Origin of the sequence: Pseudoalteromonas sp. (assembly GCF_041629635.1) — a bacterium.
In the GTDB taxonomy this organism is placed as follows: Bacteria; Pseudomonadota; Gammaproteobacteria; order Enterobacterales; family Alteromonadaceae; genus Pseudoalteromonas.
Window position 1 is genome coordinate 1 of the sequence record NZ_JBFKMX010000061.1, and the last position, 21,954, is coordinate 21,954.

At 39.4% G+C, this 21,954-nt stretch carries 18 protein-coding genes; 6 read left to right on the forward strand and 12 right to left on the reverse strand.

Features of this window, described 5'->3' with window-relative positions; genetic code table 11:
• Positions 1-435 (forward strand): TrmO family methyltransferase (locus ABYD77_RS10285; RefSeq protein WP_372769542.1); only part of this gene is annotated, 435 nt, incomplete at its 5' end.
• Positions 436-527: 92 nt separating this feature from the next.
• Positions 528-2,252 (forward strand): proline--tRNA ligase, encoded by a 1,725-nt coding sequence (locus tag ABYD77_RS10290; RefSeq protein ID WP_372769544.1) that lies wholly within the window; start codon positions 528-530, stop codon positions 2,250-2,252.
• A gap of 116 nt (positions 2,253-2,368) precedes the next feature.
• On the opposite strand, the gene ABYD77_RS10295 is transcribed toward ABYD77_RS10290, so the two are convergent.
• The 11 genes from ABYD77_RS10295 to lrp form a co-directional block, all read right to left on the reverse strand.
• The gene (locus ABYD77_RS10295; RefSeq protein ID WP_372769546.1) at positions 2,369-3,583 is read right to left on the reverse strand and encodes a PAS domain-containing sensor histidine kinase; all 1,215 of its coding nucleotides are present in this window, start codon (positions 3,581-3,583) and stop codon (positions 2,369-2,371) included.
• Positions 3,584-3,632: 49 nt separating this feature from the next.
• Complete coding sequence (locus tag ABYD77_RS10300; protein WP_372769548.1) at positions 3,633-5,000, reverse strand: sigma-54-dependent transcriptional regulator; 1,368 nt, start codon at positions 4,998-5,000, stop codon at positions 3,633-3,635.
• A gap of 6 nt (positions 5,001-5,006) precedes the next feature.
• The gene (locus ABYD77_RS10305) at positions 5,007-7,403 is read right to left on the reverse strand and encodes an ABC transporter permease (protein WP_372769550.1); all 2,397 of its coding nucleotides are present in this window, start codon (positions 7,401-7,403) and stop codon (positions 5,007-5,009) included.
• Between the two features lie 3 nt (positions 7,404-7,406).
• Positions 7,407-8,129, reverse strand: a complete 723-nt coding sequence (locus ABYD77_RS10310; protein ID WP_372769552.1) for an ABC transporter ATP-binding protein — start codon at positions 8,127-8,129, stop codon at positions 7,407-7,409.
• Positions 8,130-8,141: 12 nt separating this feature from the next.
• Positions 8,142-9,392, reverse strand: coding sequence for an efflux RND transporter periplasmic adaptor subunit (locus tag ABYD77_RS10315; RefSeq protein WP_372769554.1), 1,251 nt, complete (start codon positions 9,390-9,392; stop codon positions 8,142-8,144).
• A gap of 238 nt (positions 9,393-9,630) precedes the next feature.
• Complete coding sequence (gene serS, locus ABYD77_RS10320) at positions 9,631-10,923, reverse strand: serine--tRNA ligase (protein WP_372769556.1); 1,293 nt, start codon at positions 10,921-10,923, stop codon at positions 9,631-9,633.
• 6 nt (positions 10,924-10,929) lie between these two features.
• The gene (gene crcB / locus ABYD77_RS10325) at positions 10,930-11,316 is read right to left on the reverse strand and encodes a fluoride efflux transporter CrcB (protein WP_372769558.1); all 387 of its coding nucleotides are present in this window, start codon (positions 11,314-11,316) and stop codon (positions 10,930-10,932) included.
• Positions 11,303-12,646, reverse strand: a complete 1,344-nt coding sequence (locus ABYD77_RS10330) for a replication-associated recombination protein A (RefSeq protein WP_372769560.1) — start codon at positions 12,644-12,646, stop codon at positions 11,303-11,305. The genes crcB and ABYD77_RS10330 overlap by 14 nt, the downstream gene beginning before the upstream one ends.
• The gene (lolA, locus tag ABYD77_RS10335; RefSeq protein WP_372769562.1) at positions 12,639-13,322 is read right to left on the reverse strand and encodes an outer membrane lipoprotein chaperone LolA; all 684 of its coding nucleotides are present in this window, start codon (positions 13,320-13,322) and stop codon (positions 12,639-12,641) included. The genes ABYD77_RS10330 and lolA overlap by 8 nt, the downstream gene beginning before the upstream one ends.
• Before the next feature lies 1 nt (position 13,323).
• Positions 13,324-15,942 carry a DNA translocase FtsK gene (locus ABYD77_RS10340; RefSeq protein ID WP_372769564.1) on the reverse strand — a complete coding sequence of 873 codons (2,619 nt, stop codon included), beginning with the start codon at positions 15,940-15,942 and terminating at the stop codon, positions 13,324-13,326.
• Positions 15,943-16,038: 96 nt separating this feature from the next.
• The gene (gene lrp / locus ABYD77_RS10345) at positions 16,039-16,506 is read right to left on the reverse strand and encodes a leucine-responsive transcriptional regulator Lrp (protein ID WP_372769566.1); all 468 of its coding nucleotides are present in this window, start codon (positions 16,504-16,506) and stop codon (positions 16,039-16,041) included.
• A 147-nt stretch (positions 16,507-16,653) separates the two neighbouring features.
• Between lrp and ald the strand changes: the two genes are divergently transcribed.
• Entirely contained in the window at positions 16,654-17,772 is a 1,119-nt protein-coding gene (gene ald / locus ABYD77_RS10350) for an alanine dehydrogenase (protein WP_372769568.1), read from the forward strand.
• Between the two features lie 69 nt (positions 17,773-17,841).
• Here the strand turns inward: ald and pssA are convergent, their stop codons facing one another.
• The gene (pssA, locus tag ABYD77_RS10355) at positions 17,842-19,167 is read right to left on the reverse strand and encodes a CDP-diacylglycerol--serine O-phosphatidyltransferase (RefSeq protein ID WP_372769575.1); all 1,326 of its coding nucleotides are present in this window, start codon (positions 19,165-19,167) and stop codon (positions 17,842-17,844) included.
• 245 nt (positions 19,168-19,412) lie between these two features.
• On the opposite strand from pssA, the gene trxB reads away from it, so the two are divergent.
• The 3 genes from trxB to ABYD77_RS10370 are packed head-to-tail and all read left to right on the forward strand — an operon-like array spanning position 19,413 to position 21,830.
• Positions 19,413-20,366 (forward strand): thioredoxin-disulfide reductase, encoded by a 954-nt coding sequence (gene trxB / locus ABYD77_RS10360; protein ID WP_372769570.1) that lies wholly within the window; start codon positions 19,413-19,415, stop codon positions 20,364-20,366.
• A 41-nt stretch (positions 20,367-20,407) separates the two neighbouring features.
• Entirely contained in the window at positions 20,408-21,127 is a 720-nt protein-coding gene (aat, locus tag ABYD77_RS10365) for a leucyl/phenylalanyl-tRNA--protein transferase (RefSeq protein WP_372769572.1), read from the forward strand.
• Positions 21,120-21,830 carry an arginyltransferase gene (locus ABYD77_RS10370; RefSeq protein ID WP_372769574.1) on the forward strand — a complete coding sequence of 237 codons (711 nt, stop codon included), beginning with the start codon at positions 21,120-21,122 and terminating at the stop codon, positions 21,828-21,830. The genes aat and ABYD77_RS10370 overlap by 8 nt, the downstream gene beginning before the upstream one ends.
• Positions 21,831-21,954: the final 124 nt, after the last annotated feature.

Sequence of the window (21,954 nt, forward strand, 5' to 3'; positions counted from 1 at the left end):
GCCACCTTTAGACCAAATGGTATTGGCATGAGCGCAGTTAAACTTGAAGCTGTTCATTATGAAAATGGTCAACTTTGGCTTGAGCTTTCAGGCGTTGACTTACTTGATGGTACGCCAATCTTAGATATTAAGCCTTATTTGCCTTACTCGGATAGTTTGCCAAGCGCTACCGCAGGTTTCGCTGATACGCGACCTGAAACTCCGCTTTTAGTTGAGTTTAGCGATGAAGCTACTGCGTTTTGCTTAAATAATTCGGTACTTTACCCGGAGTTACAAAGCTTTATCGAGAAAGTATTAAAACAAGACCCACGCCCAGCCTATAAAAAAACAAAAGCAGGCATTCAAGAATATGGCATGAGCCTGTTTGATCTGAATATCAAATGGCAAGTGCTAGAAAGCCAAGTAAGTGTATTAGAAATTATTAAAAATACATAAAAGCCTCTATCGTTAGGCTTTTGAAATTGCCAAGACACTGATAAACTTGGTGCCTTAACTTATAAAAACAGATTTAACATTTCGGAAAGCAAATGCGTACCAGTCAATATATTTTAGCGACGTTAAAAGAAACGCCATCTGATGCTGAAATTATCAGCCATCAGCTTATGTTACGCGCGGGTATGATCCGCAAACTAGCATCAGGATTATACACTTGGTTACCAAGTGGTTTAAAAGTACTACGTAAAGTAGAAAACATTGTTCGTGAAGAAATGAACAATGCTGGTGCAATTGAAATGTTAATGCCCATTATCCAGCCTGCCGACCTATGGCAAGAGTCTGGTCGTTGGGAGCAATTTGGCCCTGAGTTATTACGTATTAATGACCGCCATAACCGCCCTTTTGCGTTAGGTCCAACGCACGAAGAAGTAATAACTGAATTTGTTCGTAAAGAAATCAGCAGCTATAAGCAATTGCCAATAAACTTATACCAAATTCAAACTAAGGTACGTGATGAAGTGCGTCCTCGTTTTGGTGTAATGCGTGCACGCGAATTCACCATGAAAGATGCGTATTCTTTCCACTTAAGTGAAGAGTGTCTAAACGAGACTTACAAAAAAATGCACCAAGCATACTGTAATGTATTTGAGCGTTTAGGTTTAGATTACCGCCCAGTAATTGCTGATACCGGTTCAATTGGTGGTTCTGTTTCGCATGAATTCCACGTACTTGCTGAATCAGGAGAAGATGCTATTGCATTTAGTTCTGAGTCAGATTACGCAGCAAACATAGAAAAAGCGGAAGCGGTTGCACCAAGTATTGAACGCCCTGCGCCATCTAAAGAACTAAACCGTTTCGAAACGCCAAACGCAAAAACGATTGAAGAGTTAAAAGAGCAGCACGGTGTTAAACCACACCGCGGTGTTAAAACATTAATTGCTTATGGTGCACCTAATGAAAACGAAGAGCGTGGCTTAGTAGCCTTAGTTGTTCGTGGCGATCATGAACTAAATGAACTTAAAGCTGAAAAGCTTGCACTTGTTGACTCACCGCTTGAATTTGCAACTGAAGAAGACATTGTTAAGGCAATAGGTGCAAAACCTGGTTCGCTAGGTCCTGTTGGTCTAAATATGCCAATTATTGTCGACCGTTCAGCGGCTGTAATGGCTGATTTTGTTGCTGGTGCGAACGAAGATGGTGTTCACTACAGCGGCATTAACTTTGACCGCGACGTAACAAACTATGTTGTTGAAGATATTCGTAATGTTGTTGAAGGCGACGCAAGCCCATGTGGTAAAGGTGTTCTAAACATCAAACGCGGTATTGAAGTTGGTCATATTTTCCAATTAGGTACTAAGTACTCTGAAGCAATGAAAGCAGGTGTACTGGCTGAAAGCGGTAAAAACCAAATTATGACCATGGGTTGTTATGGTATTGGTGTATCACGTATCGTTGCAGCTGCAATTGAACAAAACCACGACCAATACGGTATCAAATGGCCAACTGCGCTTGCCCCGTTTGAGCTTGCAATTGTGCCAATGAACATGCACAAATCGCATCGCATTCCTGAGATTGCAGAAAAGCTATATGCAGATCTGCAAGCGGCTGGCATTGATGTGCTATTTGATGACCGTAAAGAGCGCCCTGGTGTAATGTTTAACGATATGGAGCTTGTTGGTGTACCACATACGCTTGTTATCGGCGAACGTAACCTAGACAATAATCAAGTTGAGTACAAAAACCGCATTACAGGCGAGAAAGAACTGATTGATTTAGACAAAGCTGTTGAAGTTTTACTAAATCATGTAAATGGTTAATCGCCATTTAATAGAAAAAGCCGTCTTATGACGGCTTTTTTGTTTTTCTCTTATTATGTCAGACCTACTTTAAATCTTACTATTGGGCTAAAAATAGCCTTGATTCCTTTACATCACTACACCGATTTTTCAGTTATCCGTTCTAATGAAAATGTCACTAATGCCCCGCCACTCGCTTGGTTTTTAAGCTCTAATTGCCCTTCATGGTTTTCGACAATTATGCGCGATAACATTAAACCAATACCATTACCTCTTTGTTTAGTTGTATAAAAAGCAGTAGTAGCATCTGCTAAATTTGAAAACCCAGGACCATTATCTGACACACAAAAGATAAGCTTTTCATGCTTTTCAAAAATTGTAAACTCGATATCAGGTGATGGTAATTGAGCTTCAAGTGCATTATTAATAAGATGACACAATACTTGTTTTATTTGGCTAACATCAAAATAACCATAAAGGTTTTCTTCACATAAAATGCTAATTACCGGGTAAATTTCGGCTATTTCATTACATAAATCACCACAGCTTTCGACTGATTTATTAGCTGAAGGTAATTTAGCAAGCGACACATAATTATCCATAAACGCTTTTAAGTAGTTAGCTCGTTCATTAATAAGCGTTAATCCTGTAGCGAAACTATCAACATCAATTTCATTCGAGAGCCGTTTATTTAGGCTGCGCGCTACTGTACCTATTGGCGCCAGTGTATTATTAATCTCGTGACTCAAGATACGTACGAATTTTTGTAATGCATCTTTTTCTTGTTGGTACAAAATAGAATCGAGCTGCTTTAACACTAACAAAGTAAAAGGTTCAGCGCCCATATAACAAATCGAATGCTCAATCAAAAATGTATGTTGTTTATCATTTATAGAGAGATTAACACGACCATTTTGGCTCTTATCTAATAAACCTTGATACCACTGCCAGCGACTATTTAGTACCTCATTGTTAAAGGTATTTTTTGCGTAATCATTTTCATAAATACACTGTGACTGATTAAATACCATCAGAGCAAAATCGACCTTTTCAATAATTTGTTTTAATAAGTCTTGTTGCTCTGCAAGTAATCTTTGGTCGTTTTGCATTGTTGTTGCAAGTGCATTTAGATGAGAAACAGTTGTACTTAGAGTACTATCTTGTGCTTCATTGGCTCTAATTGAATAATCACCTTGTCGTAAGGAAATTAATAAAGTATCAATAAGGTTAATGGTGTTTTGTTGCGCGACTCTATCGCGGTATGTTTCTATAAAAAACCAAAGAGTAATAATAAAATCAATAAGTAAAATAAGCGATACTGGATAATTATGTGTGATTAAAATTCCATTCACTAGCGCCAACAAAAGTAGGCTCGTTAACCATCGCCCTGAAAATAAAATCTTAAATTGCATCGTATTTTGTCATTTTTCGATACCAAGCACTACGCGACATACCTAAACTTTTGGCAGCTTTTGATGCATTGCCATTGAAGTATTCAAGTCGTGACAGCAACGCTTGTTCAATCACTTCATCGATACTGAGCGTCATATCAACTGTGTGATGTACATTTGATTTATGATTGCTTGTTGTAGAAGTTAACATTAAATCTTGAGCAGTTATTTGCTGTCCATTAACCATAAATATAACGCGCTCAATAATATGTTTCAGCTCCCTGACATTACCCGGGAAAGCATAGTTAAGTAGCGACTGTTCGGCGCACTGTGTTAGTGAAAAAGCAGGCTTATCGTATTGCTTACAAAATGATGTTAAAAACTGGTTTGATAACGGTAAAATATCCTCTTTACAAGATCTTAACGGAGGGATTTCAATTTCAACTGTGTTTAAGCGATAATACAAATCTTGACGAAAATCGCCATCCGCAATTGCATTTTCCAAGTTTGCATTGGTAGCAGAGATAATTCGTGCTGTATTCTCTAACACCTTGCTGCTACCAAGGGCTGTGTATATACGCTCTTCAAGCACATGTAACAATTTAGCTTGTGATTTCTTCGATAAATTAGCGATTTCATCTAAAAACAAGGTGCCATTTTCTGCTAGTGTAAACGCGCCTAAACGATCCTTATTTGCGTCAGTAAACGCCCCTTTTTTATGGCCAAACATTTCAGAGTTAAACAATTCATCGTTCAAAGCCCCCATATTGAGTGCGATAAAACTTGCCCCTGAGCGCTTAGAATGTTGATGTATATACTGCGCGTAATAGCTTTTACCAGTGCCATTTTCGCCCGTGAGCAGTATATTCATATCACTCTTCGCAAGATTTTCAAGTTGGCTCAAAACTTGTTGCTTTTGCGGGCTATATGCGTGTAAAGCTGATTGGTTTACTGTTGTACGTAGTTTTTCTTGGGTTAAACGTGCTAGTGCTTGTTTGTCCCGACGGGCGTTTAGCTGAAATTTTATAGCATGAGCTAAGCGTTCATCTTGCCACGGTTTTTCGATAAAATCGGCAGCGCCCGTGGTTAACGCTTTTACAGCCAAATCAAGCGTTGCCCAGCCCGTCATGACAATCACAGGCAACAGTGGGTCTAATTCTTTCAGTGCTTCAATTGCAGTTAAACCCTCAGCGCCACTAGTGGTATTTTGGCTAAAATTCATATCGAGCAGCACTAAATCGACATTGTTTTTGGTAACATAATCAAGCGCTGTATCAGGTGACAGCACTCCGTGACAAAGATACCCTTCGTCTTCTAAAAAAAACTTAAGACTCGCTTGAATATCAAGCGAGTCGTCAACAACTAAAATTGTTTTCAAGAAACCTTAATCCATTCTTAAACTTGTTGCAGGCTGCTGTTTAATAACGTGCCGTACTGGTACATATAATGCGAGACAAACCGCTGCAAGTACCACAACTACAGTCATTGCACCCGCCTCTAACATAATGTTAATTGGCACATTTCCTCTTAAAAAGCTTTCTGCAAGATAACATAGAATGCCAAACACTAACAACGACGTACCAATACCGTACAAAATATGCGTAATGTTCTTTTTAATAAATAACAGCATAATTTGACTATCTTTAGCACCAATCGCGCGGCGAATACCAATCTCATAACGGGATTTATTGATATTACTAATTCCCATTGCATAAATACCGATTAGCGATAGCGATAGAGCGAAACCACCTACCATTAAAAATACATAAATAATCGCTGCAAATGAATTGATCATGGATGTATAGTTATCGTAATGATCGAACATGTAATACATCGTTAAATCATGAGATAACTGCATCTTAACGCGATAGAAGTCCTCTAACGCTTCATTTGCCGTGTTATCGGTTAGTAATCGAATGTTAACACTGTCATCCATAAAATGAGTTTGGCGTAAACTAAAGTAAAGCTCATGGCTCGAGTCACCTGATACTCCGCTGATTTCATCTTTTGCAACGCCGACAATCTCAACACTTGGCCACATCGCGTCTTGCAACATTAGCTGTGACCCGAGCACATTTTTATTACCAAACAAAGCGTTAGCAAGTGACTTACTAATGATTACTACTGGTTTTGATTCACTGTTGTCATTGCTATTAAAATTTCGCCCAGTTAACAACTCACGTTCAAACAAATGTGACTCTGCACTAATACTGATAAACTTCTCATTATAAACATCACCATTTGGGTACAATACGTCAGCGTGTATATGCGAATCAAACACTACCGCGTCAATAATATTGCCTTGTTTTGAAAGTCCCGCCGCTAACGTATTTATTAGCGTTAATTGCTCGTCGTTGGTTAGCTCATCATTATTATCAAAATCTAGATAAACTGAGTAAACGCCTTTACTGAGCTCGCCATCGATATTCGTGGCAATTGAATACATCACATAGCCAACGGTACTTGCAATCATTAGCAAAAAACTCACCAATGATACTTGCACGCATAGTAAACGACGAGACATCAGTGTGGTTTCTTTACCCGTTGCGCCTCGTGTACCATCGCGCAGTACATTGTTAATATTAAACTTTGCCGATTTATATGCCGGTAGTAACACGGCAAATGTAAAAATAATGGCTAATAGTAAAAGCGAGACTAAAACTGTTTGCATATTTAAATGCCAATACCACCAATACGGCATTTTTCCGCCAAACATTACATTCATGTAAAAATTCAGTATTTCCAGTCCTAACGACGTAAAGATCAAGGTAAATACCCAACTAACGATGCAATATATTAAACCTTCTGTGACATGCTGCTGGATCACGCGCTTTTGTGTTGCCCCGATTGCAGCGCGAATAGCAGACTCCTTTTGCTTTTCCATAATTTTCGCAAACAGTAAGTTGCCAATATTCACCCCTGAAATAAACAGTACAATCACAATACCAAACACAAACAAACTGAATACGAATACGGCTTCGCCATCAGTATTGAGTTCAACCAAGGTGAGTGATTCAATACGCACACCCTGCCCGGTTTGTTTATCACTGTCACTTACCTGATCTTTAATTGCATTGTAGAAATAATGAGAGATTTGCGTTTCGAAGGTGCGTTCAAATTCAGTGCTTGGCAGCTTATAAAGAATATCGATACCATCATCAGGCTTCATATTCGCTTGCTTTAGAGGCAACCAAATCTTTGAAAAAATCGGAAAATGATTACGCTTTTCCATTACGCCAACAATAGTATGCGGCTTACCTGCCACGTTTAACTGTTTACCGAGAATAGCGGTATCACCCTGAAATAGTTGCTGCCATACGATATGTGAAATCACTACCACATTGGGCGCATTATTGCTGTAATCGACGTTCTTAAAGCCTCGTCCAAGCACAGGTTCTTGTCCTAAAAACTTAAAAAATGATGGGTCAACATAGGACGCTCGAAAATGCTTACCATAATGTTGCGTGCTTAACCATAAACTGCTGCGCTTAATGGTGATCCAGCTATCAAGCGCATTGACCTCATCCAGTTGTTTAAAGCTATCTAACATCGAATAAGTAAATTCTCGTTGCGATGTTAACGAATTCCATACCTTTAAGATCCGAATGTCTTCTTTGTTGTGATTAAAACTTGAGTGCGAAAACGCGATGGTGTGAATAAAGTTAAACCCTATCAATGAAATGGTTAAGCTACCTACCATAATAAAGATCATTAACAGTGAAAAACGCAGTGATTTAACAATATTGCGCAGCGCATAGCGAAAGTCTAATAACAGCCCCATAGCTTATACCTCTAAAGCCACTGAAGTATTAGTAACAGAGGTTTTCTGTTTATCACGCACAATTGCACCGTCTAACATGTGCAACGTACGACTGGCATAATGCGTAGACTCTACATCGTGGGTTACCATACAAATTGTTTTACCTGAAAGGTGTAAATCTTTTAGTAACTGCAGCACTTGTTGCGCATTTTTTGAATCTAAGTTACCTGTAGGTTCATCCGCTAAGATTAAATCAGGTTCGTTAATGAGTGCACGGGCAACTGCAACACGTTGCTGCTGACCGCCTGATAACTGTGAAGGAAAGTGATTAATGCGATTTTCTAGGTCAACTAACATTAACGCCTTACGCGCTTTTTCTATCATCTCTTGCTCAGAGAAACCACCAATATACGTCAGTGGCAACATCACATTTTCGAGTACATTTAAGTCACTTATCAGGTTAAATGCCTGAAAGATAAAACCAATATGATTAGCGCGAATATGCGCGCGTTGATCAGAACTTAAATTAACCGCTTGTTTGCAGCTAATGCTGTAGTCGCCTGCTGTTGGCTCATCAATCAGCCCTAACACAGAAAGTAACGTCGACTTTCCACAACCAGAAGGCCCTGTGATCGCCACAAATTCCCCTTGGTTAACCACTAGATTAATGCCATTAAGTGCTTGCGTTGCAATTTCATCGGTTTTAAATAATTTTTCTATGTTTTTTAAAGTGATAACTGGGTTCATTTTAATTTCCTTCTAGCGTACAAGCACTTGCGTGTCGTTGGTGTATTTTTCCATATCTGAAATAATAATTTCTTGGTCGATTGTTAGCCCTGTTACAACCTCAATATAATTCACAGAGCGTTTACCAAATGTTACCGCTTGTTTGGTTGCAAGATGCTTTTCCAACACAAATACATTGTTTGTGCTTTCGGCAATGGCGTTACGCGGTAGTGCAACAAATAGTGTGTGTGTTTTAAAGCTAGTGTTAATAATGCCTTCAATATTGAGTTTATCGCGCGCTTCTGACGGAATTGCATCAATTAATGAAAGCTCAACTTCGACATGGCCGTTGTTCACTTTTGGCGATACGCGAGTGACTTTTGCATCTAAACGAGAAGTATAGGTATCGATTGTAGCCTGCTGGCCTACTTTAACGTTGGGTGCATCGAGTTCTGCTACATTTATTTTGGCAATCAGTTTGGTTTGATCCGCTACTTCAGCAACTGAGCCTGTGCTTGCCAGCTGTGTGCCGAGCTCAACAAACACATCTTGAATTTGCCCAGTAATTGGTGATATCACATCTAACTGAGAAATATGTTGGCTAAGCAAACTAATTTCAGACATTAAGCTTTGTTGCTCTGCTTGTTGCGCATTTTGTTTTGCAGCGAGTATTTCTTTTTGCGTCGCCACTTTCGCTTTTTGTAACGCAAGTTGCTTTAAACCGCGCTTTACAGTAAATTCGCTGCGCTGATGTTCAAGTTTCGAAATGGTGCTATTACCTTGTGCGATTAAGGTTGCCTGCGCTTGCCACTCCATTGTATTGGCTTTGTGCGCAAGGTCGGCATCATGGTAGGCGGTTTCAGCTTCTTGAAGATATGCTTTTTGCTGTGCCAACTCCGCTTTGTGTTGCGCAACCATTTTAAGTAAAAGGCTATTTTTTTGAATGAGTGTCTCTTTGATTTGCGGGTTGTCTAAACGCGCAATAATGTCGCCTCGTTCAACATATTCACCCGGTTTAACCAACACTTCAACAACCTTGCCGCCTGCATTTGTCGTTATCAAATGACGTTTTTCAAGTGCTAGACTGCCCAGCCCTTTTACATCTATCGCAAAATCGCCCTGTTTAACTTTTGCGACCAAGATTTCGTCTCGTTTAACTAAATTAGAGGCATTTTGAGTGTAATTTCGCACCAGCATAACAGAGCTAAGTAATAAGCAAGATCCAACTAGATAGAATAATCTCTTTTTTAGCTTTTTAGGGCGGTTATCAATTTTTATATCCATAAAGCGTATTCCTATAAGGTTTATGCTTTAGGTATTACAATTTTCGCGCCAAAAATAAAAACCTAATATTTCAATAACTTTACTTTTAAAGACGATGCAGCACAATAAAAAGTGTCTCACTTTCGACACATAAAACATTTCCAATATGTGTCGTTATCGCAACACAATCAATAGACAATTCGTATTCCACAGGCATAAAAAAAACCGGCATATCGCCGGTTTTTAATATTATTAACTGTTATGCAGTAATAACTTCTAAGCCGCCCATGTATGGACGAAGTACTTCTGGAACCACTACCGAGCCATCAGCTTGCTGGTAATTCTCTAGAATTGCTACGAGTGTACGACCAACTGCTAAACCTGAACCATTTAGTGTGTGCAGTAACTCAGGCTTTTTCTCACCTTGACGACGGAAACGTGCTTGCATACGGCGTGCTTGGAAATCTTGCATGTTTGAACAGCTTGAAATTTCACGGTACGTATCTTGCGCTGGTAACCATACTTCTAAGTCGTATGTTTTGCTTGCACCAAAGCCCATATCGCCTGTACATAAAATTACTTTACGGTAAGGCAATTCAAGTGCTTGAAGAATACCTTCAGCATGGTTAGTTAGCTCTTCTAGCGCTTGCATTGAATCTTCAGGTTTAACTAGCTGTACTAATTCAACTTTATCAAACTGGTGCTGACGAATTAGACCTCGTGTGTCACGGCCATAACTACCTGCTTCACTACGGAAACACGGCGTATGCGCAGTCATTTTTAATGGTAATTCAGCTTCATCAAAAATAACATCACGACCAAGATTCGTTAGCGGTACTTCAGCTGTAGGAATTAGGCTAAAACCATCGTTATGTTCGCTGATTGCTTCAGTGTGGAAAAGATCTTCAGCAAATTTTGGTAACTGACCTGTGCCATATAAGCTGTCTTTATTTACTAAGTACGGTACATACATTTCAGTATAACCGTTTGTATCTGTGTGCGTATCAAGCATAAATTGCACAAGCGCACGGTGCATACGTGCTACTTTGCCACGCATTACAGTAAAGCGTGCGCCAGAGAGCTTAACACCTGCTTCAAAATCTAACCCTTTTGCTAGGCCTTCGCCTAAATCAACGTGATCTTTTACTTCAAAATCATATTGTTTTGGCTCGCCCCATTTAACAACTTCAACGTTATCGTTTTCATCGTTGCCAAATGGCACCTCTGGGTCTGGTAAGTTTGGAATGGTTGCAGCAATGGCATTTAACTCAGCAAGAATTTCGTCTTGTTCTTTTTTAGCAGCGTCTAATTCATCACCTAATGAACCAACAGCGGCTAATAACGGCTCAATGTCTTCGCCTTTCGCTTTTGCTTGACCGATTGCTTTGGAACGTGTGTTACGCTCATTTTGTAATTCTTGTGTTTTAACTTGTAGTGCCTTACGCTTTTCTTCAAGCGCTTGAATTTCAGCTACATTTAATTCAAAACCACGGCCTTTTAGGCGCTCTGCGGCTTCTTCGATATCTTGACGTAAAAATCGTGGGTCTAACATTCTTTTTTAACCTTTTTGCATTGCTAACTGCATACCTAAATAGGCAACAAAAACACAACCAATTACATTTAAAAATACATTGAGCGTTGCTTTCAACCATTGTCCTTGTTGTAACAACAAAAGTGTGTCCAACGAGAAAGTTGAAAATGTTGTTAATGCCCCTAAAAAGCCAATGCCAATAAGCGATTTGGCAGGATTAACAACAATTAATTCTTTTTCTAATAGGCCGTATAACACGCCTAACATTAATGAACCGAGAATATTAACTGTCAGGGTTGCAAAAGGGAATCCCTTTCCTAAAAGTTTTATCATTGATTCGCTAATAAAATACCTCAAACAGGCGCCTGTTGCACCGCCCATTGCAACATAAATATAAAGTTTAATCCCTGTCATAACGTTTCCTTGAAGACAGCGAGTCTTGCTCTAGTAAAAAATCGAGTTTAGCTTTAATTTTTTGTTCTAAACCGCGCTCTGTTGGCGAGTAATATTTTCTATCGGCTATTTCTTCGGGTAAATATTTTTCACCAGCCGCATAGGCACCTGGTTCGTCATGGGCGTAACGATATTCTGCACCGTAGCCCAAATCCTTCATGAGATTGGTTGGCGCATTACGAAGATGATGTGGTACTTCAAAACTCGGTTCATTAGCAATGTCTTGTTTGGCTTGTTTAAACGCTGTGTAGACTGCGTTACTTTTTGGCGCACAGGCAAGGTAAATAGCTGCTTGCGCGAGCGCGCGCTCGCCTTCTGAAGGACCTACACGGTGATAAATATCCCATGCATTTAAGGCAACTTGCATTGCTCGCGGATCGGCATTACCAATATCTTCGGTGGCAATGGCTAGTAGTCGTCTACCAACGTATAGCGGGTCACCGCCACCTGCCAAAATACGGCAAAGCCAATAAAGTGCACCATCAGGGCTAGAGCCTCGTACCGACTTATGAAATGCTGAAATTAAATCGTAGTATAAATCGCCGCCCTTATCATATTTTGCAATATGTGCAGGCAATACTTGCGCAAGTACGTCATCGGTTACACTGTATTTATCATTTTGTTGATCGGCCATATCAATGGCTTGCTCAAGTAAGTTAAGCGTGCGCCTAGCATCACCATCCCCTGCAAGTGCCAACTTTTCAATCGCTGCATCATCGATTTCTATATGTTTTTGCTGTAACTGTTCGTCGTTTTTAAGTGCACTGTGAATTGCCTGAATTAAGTCCTGTTGTTCAAGTGCTTTTAGTTGATATACACGTGCGCGTGATAAAATTGCATTATTTAACGAAAACGAGGGATTCTCAGTTGTGGCACCAATAAAAATAAAAGTACCATCTTCAATGTGTGGTAAGAATGCATCTTGCTGCGATTTATTAAAACGATGTACTTCGTCTATAAATAACAGTGTACGCTGACCTTGCATTGCTAAATGATCTTTTGCATTTGCAACACTTTCGCGAATTTCTTTTACGCCCGAAGTGACAGCAGAAAGACGGATCACATGTGCATCTGCATGATGGGCAATCACCTCTGCAAGTGTAGTTTTGCCAACGCCCGGTGGCCCCCATAAAATAAGGCTGTGACAGCGACCTGCCAAAATCGCATTATAAAGTGGAGAGCCTTCATGCAATAAATGCTTTTGGCCAATATATTGCGCTAAGGTATTTGGCCGCATGCGCGCTGCAAGAGGCCGTATATCCGGTGCAAATGAAAAACTTAAATTACTCACCTTGGCTTTGATCGTCCACTAATACGTCAGCTGGAATAGTAAATTTAAAAAATGAATCGTCAATTGGCTGGTTTAGTTGTTGTTTAGAGAAAACATAAACAGACGTCTGCCCAGTATTGTCGAATACTTTCATTGACGTAAGTAAGTCATCTGAAAACGTCAATTCTAGGCGTTCAACTTGACTTTGCCCATCGGTGTTTGGCGTTATCACAAACACATTTTCTGCATTATTAACCGAGTAGTTATGCCATAAATTGTCATCGCTAGATGTAAGCAAAGCAAAGGGGGTGTTATCTATCAATTGCTTGCTATTTAAAATAGTGACTTGCTCTGCAAATTCATCGTAATAAAACGTTTTAGTACCGTCAGACACCAGCAATGTTTCATCCGGTGAAGTTTGTTTCCAATAGAGTTTTTCAGGTCGATTTATTTTTAAAACACCTGCACCTTGCATAATCTCAGCACCGGTATTATCAAATACTTTTTGGCTGAAATCCGCTTGCAGATTTTCAAGTAGCGTTAAACGGGTTTTTAAATCAGTTTGTGCTTCAGTAAGTTCAAACGCCGTTTTATTAGTGGCTTGCTGAGCTTCATTTAAGCTTTCTGTTGCCGCATTTGTATTTAGCGTACAACACGCAAAACCAAAAGCGAAAACATAAGGTAATTTTTTAATCATATTATCCTGCATTATTCGGGACTATTACTTCTCGCGTACCGTTATGACCAGGCGCTGATACAATGCCTGACATTTCCATCTGCTCTACTAAGCGTGCTGCGCGGTTATAACCAACACGTAATTTACGTTGCACACTTGAAACAGACGCACGACGGCTTTCGATTACAAACGCTACGGCTTCATCGTATAGTGGATCAGCTTCTTCATCGCTTTCTGCTGTCTCACCTGGCAGTAAGACATCTTCAACTGCTTCTCCGTTCAGTATTTCGTCGACATAATTTGGTTTGCCACGTGCTTTCCAATCATTTACTACCGCATGCACTTCATGATCGTCAACAAAGGCACCATGCACACGAATTGGCACGCTAGTGCCTGGCGGTAAGTAAAGCATGTCACCCATACCTAATAAATGCTCTGCACCTTGTTGGTCCAAAATCGTACGAGAATCAATTTTACTTGATACTTGAAACGCCATTCGAGTTGGAATATTCGCTTTAATCAAACCCGTAATTACATCTACTGACGGACGCTGAGTTGCTAGTACTAAATGAATACCCGCAGCACGTGCCTTTTGTGCAATACGTGCAATTAATTCTTCTACTTTTTTACCAACAATCATCATCATGTCAGCAAATTCATCAATTACTACCACGATAGCTGGCAGTTTACCTAACTCAGGGGCTTCTGTTTCCATGCCATCGGTATCTTTCCAAAGTGGATCGCGAATCGGATCGCCCGCTTCAATAGCATCAAGCACTTTTTGGTTATAGCCCTTTAAGTTTCTTACGCCTAATGCTGACATTAACTTGTAGCGACGCTCCATTTCACCAACACACCAACGAAGTGCATTGGCTGCTTCTTTCATATCAGTCACAACTTCGCAAAGTAAGTGTGGAATGCCTTCATACACTGAAAGTTCAAGCATTTTAGGGTCAATCATGATCATGCGAACATCATCAGGTGTTGACTTAAATAACAATGATAAAATCATCACGTTTACACCAACAGATTTACCTGAACCTGTGGTACCTGCAACCAGTAAATGGGGCATTTTTGCAAGGTCGGCAACAACTGGTACGCCCGCGATATCTTTACCAAGCACCATGGCTAAGTCTGAAGGGTTATCAGAGAACTTCTTCGCCCCAATAACTTCTGATAAACGCACTACTTCACGGTGTTGGTTTGGCAGCTCAATACCTACATACGTTTTTCCAGGAATAACTTCAACAACTCGAACACTGATAGCTGAAAGAGAGCGTGCTAAGTCTTTTGCTAAGCCGCTAATTTTTGCAACTTTAATACCTGGTGCTAAATCTAGCTCAAAACGCGTAACAACAGGCCCTGGGTACACACCCACTACTTGCGCTTGAACACCGAAATCTAGTAGTTTCGCTTCAACCAAACGCGATACTGCTTCAAGCTCTTCCTTTGTGATTGGATTTTCTTTTTTGTCAGGTCTGTCTAATAGATCTAACGTTGGCATTGGATGTGCCGGCGGCGCTGCTTCTAATAATTCTTCAAATTGCTCTTTTGCCGATTTTGGTTTTACGTACGTCGATTTACGCGTTTCTTGTGGCACTTCTGTTATTGGAGCAGAAGTATTCTGTGGTGAAGTTAGATTTTGTGGCTCAGCATTCGCTTGTGGTTCGAGCGTACTTAAATAATCCTCTGAAACAGGAGTGTTTGATGTTAGTTCTTTATCGTCGTCAAACGGAATATCATCAAGTGCTGAAAAGCTAAGGTCATCACTTATCATTTCATCAAACTCAGCCAATGCTGGGTGCGTTTGGTTAGCCTCTTTTGATGTATCAATTGGCTCATCAGCCACTAAATCTGAATCTACAGGCATTTCCCCAAATGTAGGTTCAATCTCACGACTTGGTTCAAATGAGTTAGTTAGTTCAGTGATTTCTTGCTCAAGCGTACTTTTTATTTCAGGTAATTCATCTACATGATAACTCACTTGCTTTGGTGTTTGTTGAGCTGATTCATTAGAAAGCGATTTGCTTGTTGGCATTGATGCTTCTTTGGTTTTAATTCTTTGTAGCAACGATTTAAACGAGACAAAGCCGTTCATTGCAAAACGCCCTATTTGGTCAACAAATTGGACCCAAGATACCCCTGTCAATAACGTTAAACTTGAAAAGAAGAAACACAGTAAAATGATACTTGTACCAGTAAAATTAAACGTAGGCAGCATTGCATTAGCAAAAACATCACCAATCACACCACCTGATGAAAACTCATAGAAGTCGTCAAAATTAATACTGCTAATTGCAGTGGATGAAATAACAAATAGAACTAAACCAACAACACGCAGTGAAAGGGTTAAATAATCGAGCTTAAAGACTTGATGTGTTTTTTTGAAAAGTAAATAACCAATGCCTTGAATAATGACAGGCGCTATCAGTGCTAACCAACCAAAGCTAAAATAAAGTAAATCTGCCGTCCAAGCACCTGCCGTGCCAGTCAGGTTTTTAACTTTAATATAATCACCTGTCTGCGACCAAGAAGGGTCAACAGGGTCAAATGTTAATAAAGCAACTAAAACAAACGCTGCAAGTGCAGTTGTTAAAATAAGGCCTGCTTCTAATAATCTTTGAACACCGTTCAGGCGCATTACAACTCCCCTTTTTATTATTCTTTACTTCCCGCTATTTGCACTGTGGTTGGTTAAATGAAAACACAAAAAATAAATAGCTTGGTTATTCTATTACTATGGGGCTACTTTTAGAAGCGAAACATCGTCACTTTTAACCTCTTCCATCACTACATAAGTACGACTTTCTGAAACCGCAGGTAAACGCAGTAGAATATCCCCTAATAAGTCACGATATGCAGTCATATCTGCTACACGAGTTTTAAGTAAAAAATCAAAATTACCGGATACTAAATGACATTCCAAGATTTCATCGTGTGTTTTTACTGCTTTGCTAAAATCTTCGAATACATCAGGAGATGTTTTGGTAAGCGTTATTTCAACGTAAACCAACAGAGCCGCACCAATTTTTTTAGGATCAATTATCGCTTTATAGCCTTTGATGTACCCTTCCCTTTCAAGCTTTTTAACACGCTCTAAACAGGGTGTTGCACTTAAACCGATACGTCTTGCTAACTCGACATTTGAAATTCTGCCATCTTTTTGTAATTCGACTATTATCTTCTTATCAATACGATCTAACACTAGCTTAACCAAATTAGTTTTTTATACTTTTAATTTAAATTGTACAGTTAGTTACTCCACCATTTCAATAAAATAAAGTTACATCAACTAATTTAACCTAGATATAATAGTGTTATCTAATACCACAGTTCAAAGTAAGGTGAATTTATGATTATCGGTGTACCTAAAGAAATTAAAAACCACGAATATCGTGTAGGTATGGTTCCGGCAAGTGTTCGTGAGTTAGTTAACCACGGTCACAGTGTATTTGTTGAAGCAAACGCAGGTATTGGTATTGGCTTCACAAATGAAGACTATGAGGCAGCAGGTGCAGAAATCCTAAATACTGCTGAAGAAGTTTTCGCAAAAGCAGACATGATTGTTAAGGTGAAAGAGCCGCAAGCAGTTGAACGTGCAATGTTACGTGAAGACCAAATTCTATTCACTTACTTACACTTAGCACCAGATCTTCCGCAAACTGAAGATCTTATTAAGTCTAAGGCAATTTGTATTGCTTACGAAACAGTAACAGATGCGCGTGGTGGTTTACCACTTCTTGCACCAATGTCAGAAGTTGCTGGCCGTATGTCAATTCAAGCAGGTGCACAAGCGCTTGAGAAATCAAACGCAGGTCGCGGTATGCTTCTAGGTGGCGTTCCAGGTGTTGAGCCTGCGAAAGTTGTTGTTATTGGTGCCGGTATGGTTGGTAACAACGCTGCTCAAATGGCTGTAGGCATGGGCGCTGACGTTGTTGTTCTTGACCGTAACGTTGATGTTTTACGTCGTGTTGATGCACAGTTTGGTAACCGTGTTAAAGCTGTTTACTCAACTGCGGATGCACTTGAAAAGCACGTTTTAGAAGCAGACCTTGTAATTGGTGGTGTTCTAATTCCTGGTGCAGCGGCACCAAAGCTTGTTACAGCTGACCACATCAAACGTATGAAGCCTGGCTCTGCAATTGTTGACGTGGCAATCGACCAAGGTGGTTGTATTGAAACATCTAAAGCAACAACGCACGCTGAACCTACTTTCATCGTTGATGACGTTGTTCACTACTGTGTAGCTAACATGCCAGGTGCGGTTCCACGTACTTCTACATTTGCACTTAACAATGCAACATTACCATACATCATCAAGCTTGCTAACAAAGGCTACAAAGCGGCATTACTTGAAGACTCACACTTCATGAATGGCTTAAATGTATTCAAAGGCAAAGTAACGTGTAAAGAAGTTGCTGAAGGCTTTGGTATGGAATACGTATCACCTGTAGACGCTTTAAACAGCTAATTAAGCTACAGAAATGAATAAAAGCAGCGTAAGCTGCTTTTATTCATTTCTAAAATAACCAATTAAAAATTAAATAAAACGTTTGATAATAAAATCAACTTTCACACGCTTTGCTTGGCCTAATAACTTTGCCACAGGCTCAGGGTAATCACTCATTGTTTCTAATTCTTTATAACTATTTAACTTAGTACAATGGGTTAAGATTTGTTGTTTTTCTTGCTCAAGTTGCTCGGTTAATAGCCCTTGGCTATCATCAAATAAAATACCATTTTCGATATCCAAACCCCACGCTCGTGGGTTTAAATTATGGCCGGTCATCATTTGATAACGATTATCGACACTAATCCCTTTTAAATGAAATGAGTTTGTTTCGTGTCGCCACAAATGTACATTGAGTAAACCCGCTTGCACATACTTGTCATTTAATTTCAAAAATTTAGCTAAAATTGTTTCGTAAAGGTAAGGTAATGCGCCTATTTTACTAAACGGCTTATCAGGCGAGATATAAAAATCATTAGCTGTTTTATCACCAACAACGATAGTTACTTTTAAGCCTTGCTTTAACTTCTTTCTTAATACTCTCAAAAGTGGCGCTGGGAAATTAAAGTACGGGGTATAAAGTACTAATTCTTTTTCGCCTAATTCAAATAGATTTTTTATCGCGCGGTTAAGCATATTGCCACGTCGACCAAAACCTAAAAATAAGAAGCTATCTATGTCACCTAATTGTGATGTGTTATTGCTTGGATATTTTGCTCGTTTTAGCGACTTCATTAATGCTTTGTGGTCTGATTTACACTCAGCTAATTTTTTGATTGGACGCTGATCAAGGCGAATAACCGCTTTAGATGCGATTAATTCATCATCTATAAACTGGGTAAATGCATTTGCTAAGGCATTATTATGAATAGTGAAGTAACGGTCAAGACGATAACGGTCTTGGTATTGTAAGTAAACATTATTAAGGCTTGCACCGCTATATAAAACGGTATCATCAATTACCATGCCTTTAAGGTGTAATACACCAAACACTTCTTTGCCTTTTACTGGCACACCAAACACCCGAACATTATTTTGATGTGTTTGATGTTCTTTTAAATAAAGTGCTGCATTACCTTCACTTGTGGCTTCACCAATAAGACCACGTTGTGCACGATGATAATCAACTAAGATATCAACACGTAAATTTGGCTTTCCATTGGATGCCTCGTGCAGTGCAGATAAAATTTCACGCCCTGCTTCATCGTCTTGTAAATACAGCGCTGTAATAATAATACGCTTTTGAGCAGCCTTAATTAATGATAGTAATTGTGCTCGATAAGAAGCCGCATCAAGCAAAATGGAGATTTGCTCACTTTCAAGTTTAAAGCTTGGCTCTTTTTGCCAAAAATCCAAACGCACGCTGTTATCCTATAGCATTATTCTTTTGTAAAAGCGTCAACATAACAAATTATTAGATTAAACGCACAATTTTTGAGAGAAAGTTTTGCTAAGTGGCTAAATTTACAACGGGTGTTACGTAAAATTGACGCTTCGTTAAACTTGGTAATATCAAATTCCTTAAAAAAATTTACATCTGCCTTGTTTTCAATAGAATCAACCGCATTAATTAGCAATAGCAGTATTAATTAGGAAATGCGATGAGCGCAAGCAAACACAGTAAATTACTTATTTTAGGTTCGGGCCCTGCAGGTTATACAGCCGCAGTTTACGCAGCGCGAGCTAACTTAAACCCTGTTTTAATTACAGGTATGCAACAAGGTGGTCAGCTGACTACAACTACAGAAGTTGAGAACTGGCCTGGTGACGCACACGGCTTAACAGGCCCAGCATTAATGGAGCGCATGAAAGAGCATGCGGAGCGTTTCGAAACGGAAATCATTTTTGACCATATTCATACCGTAGATGTAAATAATCGTCCATTTACACTTACAGGAGATTCAGGCACTTATACTTGTGATGCCCTTATCATTGCAACAGGTGCTTCTGCCCGTTACTTAGGTCTAGATTCTGAAGAAGCGTTCAAAGGCCGCGGTGTTTCAGCATGTGCGACATGTGATGGATTCTTCTACCGCAATCAAAAAGTTGCAGTTGTTGGTGGTGGTAACACGGCTGTTGAAGAAGCACTTTATCTTTCAAACATTGCATCTGAAGTTCATTTAGTTCACCGCCGTGATACTTTCCGCAGTGAAAAGATCTTAACAGATCGTTTAATGGACAAAGTTGAAAACGGTAATATTACCCTGCACTTAAACCAAACACTTGATGAAGTACTTGGTGATGATATGGGTGTAACTGGTTTACGTACTAAATCTACTACAGACGAAAGCACCAATGAGCTAGATGTTTCAGGTGTATTCATCGCTATCGGTCACTCACCAAACACCAGCATGTTTGAAGGCCAGCTTGAAATGAAAGATGGCTATCTAGTAGTTGAGTCTGGTTTAAATGGCAACGCTACACAAACCAGCGTTAAGGGTGTTTTCGCAGCAGGTGATGTTAGCGATCATATCTATCGTCAAGCAATTACCTCTGCGGGTACCGGTTGTATGGCAGCACTTGATGCCGAGCGCTACCTAGACAATCTGAAGTAAAATTCGTTAAACTCAAGGCTGCAATTAACGCAGCCTTTTTTATGACAGCACAACTCACAATACTCGATCCTATATCTACAGACTTTCCCCCAGCGGATTTCGCATTAAGCGAACCAGATGGCCTGCTCGCAATTGGTGGTGACTTATCATTGTCACGTTTAATTTCAGCTTATAAAAACGGTATTTTCCCTTGGTTTAATCAAGGTGAGCCTATAATGTGGTGGAGCCCGAGTAGCCGAGCTGTACTAAATATTGGTGAAATAAATATCAGCCGAAGCCTTCGTAAATTAGCAAGACAAAATAAGTACTCTGTAAGCGTTAACAATAATTTTAGCCAAGTCATTCATAACTGTATAAAGCAACGGGAAGATCAGGAAGGCACCTGGATCACCAATGAAATGAAATCTGCTTATATCGCTCTGCATAAAGCAGGCTTTGCACACAGTATTGAAGTTTATAATTGTCATCAAGAATTAGTTGGTGGGCTGTATGGCATAATGGTTAATCACGTCTTTTGTGGTGAATCGATGTTTCACTTTGAAAGTAATTGTTCCAAACTTGCTTTTTGGGCATTGCACAACCATTTAAAAAATAATGGCGTTTCATTGATTGATTGCCAACTCGAAAATCTTCATTTAACGTCTTTAGGCGTCACAACAATTTCAAGAAAAGAATTTTTAGCTAAACTTAAAGAAAGTAAGCAAAAAGAAATTAATGTTTCTATGTGGCAAAGCCAACAACTATTGGAAGTTTATGACTGAGCATATGCCCGTAAAACTTGGGATCAGCCAACAATTCCCTTGCAGTTATATAGATAACGAACAAGAGCGACTATTGGTGGTTCTGGATCATGATTTTTATACACAGCAAAAGTTCGAATATTTATTAGCCTTGGGATTTCGGCGTTCGAGTGATCAAATTTACCGCCCTCACTGCCCAAGTTGTTCGGCTTGTAAAGCCATTCGCTTAGAAGTTTCTAAGTTTTGCCCTAGTAAATCACAAAGACGGATCCTGAACAAAGGCAAAGAATTTGATGTAAAAATCAGTGAGCATAGTAAAAATACTTATTACACTTTATATGAAAAGTATATTCACCTGCGACATCATGATGGGGCAATGTTTCCGCCAACACTTGAACAATATGAAAGTTTTTTGACTTGTAGTTGGTTAAACATTAATTATCTAGAGCTCTGGCATCAAGATCAACTCATTGCAGTTGCGGTAACTGATACGCTTTTTGAATCTTTATCAGCTGTTTATACTTTTTTTGATCCAGAATATGAACATTATAGTTTGGGCACTATGATGATTTTAAAGCAAATTGAACTTGCCATTCAACTCAATAAACGATTTTTGTACCTTGGCTACCAAATTGATGCATGTCGTAAAATGAATTACAAAACTAAATTTAAACCCTACCAAAAACTGAATAACAATGTTTGGCAATTAGAAATTAAAAATTAAGGTGAAATGCTAATGATCACTTTACATATGCACTGGATTTCGGCAAAATCTGCAGCTTTAAAGAATACAACTGAGGTTATACGCTCAATATGGCGAAAGAAGACGTAATTGAAATGCAAGGCAC